The following is a 3,582-nucleotide window of genomic DNA, read 5'->3' on the forward strand; positions in this document are numbered from 1 at the left end:
CTGGAAACAAAAATTACCAGAGGTGTAAGACTATGGAATTATTGGACTTAGAAACTCTGATTGATACCGCTATTAAGGAAGATATAGGGAAAGGGGACATAACCACAGCCCTATGTCTGGTAAAAAAACCTGTAATTGAGGCTCAAATTATTACCAATGAAGAGGGTATTATTGCTGGTGTAGATATAGCTTGCATCGTCTTTAAAAAGATAAATGAAAAGACCAGATTTAAGAAAAAGGTAGAAGATGGACAGTGGATTAAAAAAGGAGATGTCATTACTTCTATCAAAGGAAAGGCACAGGATATTTTAGCTGGAGAAAGGGTGGCATTAAATTTTTTACAACACCTCTCCGGGATAGCCACATCAACCTTTAAATTTGTTGAGGCAGTAAAACCTTATCCGGCAAAAATCTATGATACGCGGAAAACTCATCCCGGTTTGAGAGCGATTGAAAAATATGCTGTCAAAATAGGGGGGGGAAATAATCACCGTTTTGGATTATATGATGGCATATTAATTAAAGATAATCATCTCAAAATCGCTGGCGGCGTTACAGCCGCTATCAAACAGGTTCAACTTAACCCACCTCGTGGAATGAAGATAGAGGTAGAGACTAAAAATTTAGATGAGGTAAAAGAGGCAGTTGCACTGGGAGTAGATGTAATTATGCTGGACAATATGAGTTTTGAGATGATTCGGGAGGCAGTCAAAATCATTAAGGCGGGCAATAAGAATATTTTGATTGAGGTCTCAGGCGGGGTCAGTCTAAAGAATGTCCATCAAATAGCCTCTACTGGGGTGGATATTATCTCGATTGGTGCTTTGACACACTCTTCTAAGGCATTGGATTTAAGTCTGGAGATATAGCAGTTATTAGTCAAAATTTTACTCAGAGTGAATAAGTAAAAAATCCCAAATCCCAAGCACCAAATCTCAAATAAGCACCAAATTTCAAGTACTAAATACCAAACTATGGGGGGTAATGTTTTGAATTTTGGTCATTCGAATTTGTTTGGAATTTGGAATTTGTGATTTGGAATTTCCTAGCTACATCTGGGTCAAATTTCGATTAATAAGTGCTATAGTAAGCGTTTAACCATCGGGTATCAGCAAAGAGGTAGAAAATGTCGAAGTATCACAGGTATCTATATCATCCTGTATCTAAATAGTGCTGGCTAAAAGATGACACCTGAATACTTAAAAGGAGAAACGGTCATGAGCCTGGGGCTCACAAAGGGGGATGAAAATTAAGGGACTCGGGACTCGGGGCTCGGGGCTCGGGAATAAAAGAATCCCCTAACCCCTTAATCCCCCCAGCGGGGAGATAAAAAATTAAAAATCTGTGTAATCTGCGAAATCTGCGGATATTTTCAGGGGAAACGGCCATGTCCACAGGGTGGACACAAAGGAGGATGAAAATAGTAGGTAGGAGATAGAAGGTGGGAGATAGGAAGATAAGCGTGAGGAGTGATGTTTTCTTTACTTTCTACTTTCTACTCTCTACTTTCTACTTCCTTTTTTCAGGAGAATGACTATGCCAAAACAATTTATCAGGGACTTAAAAGACCATGATGTAGTAAATAGTCAATTTATGGTTTATAAAAAGCAACTTCGGGATTTCAAAAATAAGCCAGGTAAGTTTCTAATGCTTGTCATTGGAGATAAAACCGGGCAGATGGAGGCAAAGGTCTGGGATAATGCCGAGAAGGTTGCCTTAAGGTTTGAAGAAGAAGATGTTGTTTTATTAGAAGGTCGAATTGAATTATTCAACGATAAATTGCAATTAAATGTAAGTAAGCTCTATAAGGTAGATGTGTATGACATCGGTAATTTCCTGCCTGAAACCTCAAAAGATGTGGATAAGTTATTTGATTATATTAAGTCTATTGATATTCAAAACAAATATTTAAAATCCCTGCTTGACTCATTTCTTAACGATGAAGGATTTGTTTCTTTATTAAAAAAAACTCCTGCCGCTAAATCGCTTCATCACGCCTACTTAGGTGGTCTCATCGAACATATTTATGAGGTAATTAAAATATGTGAGGTAGTTTGCCAATTATTCCCCCAGATAGATAGAGACCTGTTATTTACAGGAGCTATATTGCATGACCTTGGTAAGATGGAGGAGTTGAAATGGACAAAGGGGATTGATTACACAGATGAAGGGAGATTAATTGGACATATTGTTATGGGAGAGAAAATAGTTAGTCAAAGAATGGATAAAATCGAAGGATTTCCCAAAGAGCTTAAAATGCGTATGTCCCATTTACTCATAAGTCATCATGGAGAATACGAATGGGGTAGCCCTAAAAAGCCAAAGACACTGGAGGCATGCACTCTCCATTATGCTGAACATCTTGATGCCCAGGTTAATAGATTCATCCAGTTGATTGAAAAGGGAAAAGATAAAACATGGGCTGATTATGATAAATTGCTGGAAAGATATATCTACATTGGGGAACAGATGGAGGAATAGAACAAAAGGCAAGAATTACCCTTGCCATTTTAATATACCATTTTTGTTGACAAATTAGTTTGCTTATGTTACCTTATATTTGGTCGAAGTAAAACAAAACTGCTAATAGGCAGGATAATCTGAAGGCTAGGTGTAACAATCTCTCTATTTGGAATAGAAGAAAATGACGGCTTAATAATAAAAAGGTTAAGGAGAATAAACAGTATGAAAAATCTGACACGGATTACTTTTGATGCTAATGTCATGGGGGGTAAACCCTGTATTCGTGGATTGCGTGTCACTGTGGGAACTATTGTTGGACTGGTTGCTGCAGGATACTCCACCACCGACATTCTAAAAGCATACCCCTATTTAGAAGATGAAGATATTCGTGAAGCCCTTGCCTATGCAGCCTGGCGAGCTGAAGAAATAGAATTGCCGTTGGTGTCCGCATGAGACTACTGATTGATATGAACCTTTCTCCTGACTGGGTTGAAGTATTTGAGAAAGAAGGGTGGCAAACGCTTCATTGGTCGACAGTGGGAGAGCGTGGCGCTACGGATTATGTGATTATGAAGTGGGCATGCGAAAATGGTTATGTTGTATTTACCCATGATCTTGATTTTGGAGCGATATTAGCAACCACTCGGGCACAAGGACCAAGTGTTATTCAGGTTCGTACGCAAGATGTGATGCCTCGGAATTTAAGGTATGGGTTGGTGCAGATATTCCGGCAATACGAATCGGTGCTTGAAAGGGGAGCATTACTCACTATAAACGAAAACAAATCCAGAGTGCATATTTTGCCTTTTCAGTAAGGTAATTACACCTAAGAACTCGCTCCAGCCGACCACCAATAGCGAAGTAAAATAAAACTGCTAATAGGCAGGATAATCTAAGGTTAGAATAATAAAAATAATCACACAGAGACACAAAGTCACAAAGGAATTGAATAAAACAATAAACCTTTGTGTTCTTTGTGGCTTTGTGTGAGAAAATAAAAAGGAGATATTTTAGGGTTAACCGTGAATGTGGAATGCACAATAATTCGGTGAGGCAGAGGAAAAGGAAAAGACAGCGAATCAAAGCTTTTGTCTAACCCTGCGTTGCAGTTGACGGCGG

4 protein-coding genes are annotated in these 3,582 nt (G+C 38.7%); all 4 read left to right on the forward strand.

The genetic code is table 11. From position 1 onward, the window contains the following. Positions 1-32: 32 nt before the first annotated feature. The 4 genes from nadC to AB1422_17960 all read left to right on the forward strand — a co-directional run bounded on the left by nadC (position 33) and on the right by AB1422_17960 (position 3,278). Positions 33-869, forward strand: a complete 837-nt coding sequence (nadC, locus tag AB1422_17945; GenBank protein MEW6621184.1) for a carboxylating nicotinate-nucleotide diphosphorylase — start codon at positions 33-35, stop codon at positions 867-869. 667 nt (positions 870-1,536) lie between these two features. Next, entirely contained in the window at positions 1,537-2,481 is a 945-nt protein-coding gene (locus tag AB1422_17950) for an HD domain-containing protein (protein MEW6621185.1), read from the forward strand. Positions 2,482-2,685: 204 nt separating this feature from the next. Beyond that, on the forward strand, positions 2,686-2,916 hold the full coding sequence (locus tag AB1422_17955; protein ID MEW6621186.1) for a DUF433 domain-containing protein: 231 nt from the start codon (positions 2,686-2,688) through the stop codon (positions 2,914-2,916). A gap of 14 nt (positions 2,917-2,930) precedes the next feature. Further along, on the forward strand, positions 2,931-3,278 hold the full coding sequence (locus tag AB1422_17960) for a DUF5615 family PIN-like protein (protein ID MEW6621187.1): 348 nt from the start codon (positions 2,931-2,933) through the stop codon (positions 3,276-3,278). Positions 3,279-3,582: the final 304 nt, after the last annotated feature.

The organism is bacterium (assembly GCA_040757115.1).
GTDB lineage: Bacteria > UBA9089 > CG2-30-40-21 > CG2-30-40-21 > SBAY01 > JBFLXS01.